Source organism: Stenotrophomonas sp. TWI377 (genome assembly GCF_039674525.1).
In the GTDB taxonomy this organism is placed as follows: Bacteria; Pseudomonadota; Gammaproteobacteria; order Xanthomonadales; family Xanthomonadaceae; genus Stenotrophomonas.
The window spans coordinates 1-1,048 of sequence record NZ_JBDJNT010000044.1; the positions used below are offsets into that span (position 1 = coordinate 1).

Sequence of the window (1,048 nt, forward strand, 5' to 3'; positions counted from 1 at the left end):
ATTACGCGATGATCTTGGAGACCACGCCGGCGCCGACGGTACGGCCGCCTTCGCGAATCGCGAAGCGCAGGCCTTCATCCATGGCGACCGGGTTGATCAGGGTGACAACCATCTTCACGTTGTCGCCCGGCATCACCATTTCCACACCTTCCGGCAGTTCGCAAGCGCCGGTGATGTCGGTGGTACGGAAGTAGAACTGCGGACGGTAGCCCTTGAAGAACGGGGTGTGACGGCCACCTTCGTCCTTGGACAGCACGTACACTTCGGCGTCGAAGGTGGTGTGCGGCTTGATCGAACCCGGCTTGGCCAGGACCTGGCCACGCTCGACGTCGTCACGCTTGGTGCCGCGCAGCAGCAGACCGGCGTTGTCGCCTGCCTGACCCTGGTCGAGCAGCTTGCGGAACATTTCCACGCCGGTGACGGTGGTCTTCTGGACCGGACGGATACCGACGATTTCGATTTCTTCGCCGACCTTGATCACGCCGCGCTCGATACGACCGGTCACGACGGTGCCGCGGCCCGAGATCGAAAACACGTCTTCGACCGGCATCAGGAAGGGCTTGTCGATGTCGCGTTCCGGGGTCGGGATCCAGCTGTCGAGAGCTTCGACCAGCTTGATCACGGCCGGCACGCCGATTTCGCTCTGGTCGCCTTCCAGCGCCAGGCGGGCCGAACCCGAGATGATCGGGGTGTCATCGCCCGGGAAGTCGTACTTGCTCAGCAGCTCGCGGACTTCCATTTCAACCAGTTCCAGCAGCTCGGCGTCATCGACCATGTCTGCCTTGTTCAGGAAGACGACGATGTACGGCACGCCGACCTGACGCGAGAGCAGGATGTGCTCACGGGTCTGCGGCATCGGGCCGTCAGCAGCCGAACAGACCAGGATCGCGCCGTCCATCTGGGCAGCACCGGTGATCATGTTCTTGACGTAGTCAGCATGGCCCGGGCAATCGACGTGGGCGTAATGACGTTCGGTGGATTCGTATTCGACGTGTGCGGTCGAGATCGTGATGCCACGTGCCTTTTCTTCCGGCGCGGCGTCGATCGA

Annotated in this window: 1 protein-coding gene; it reads right to left on the minus strand. The window is 62.5% G+C overall.

All coding sequences use genetic code 11. The features are described from left to right. Window position 1: 1 nt before the first annotated feature. Window positions 2–1,048: elongation factor Tu (gene tuf / locus ABE546_RS18575; RefSeq protein WP_346464659.1), on the minus strand; the 1,047-nt coding region annotated here is incomplete at its 5' end.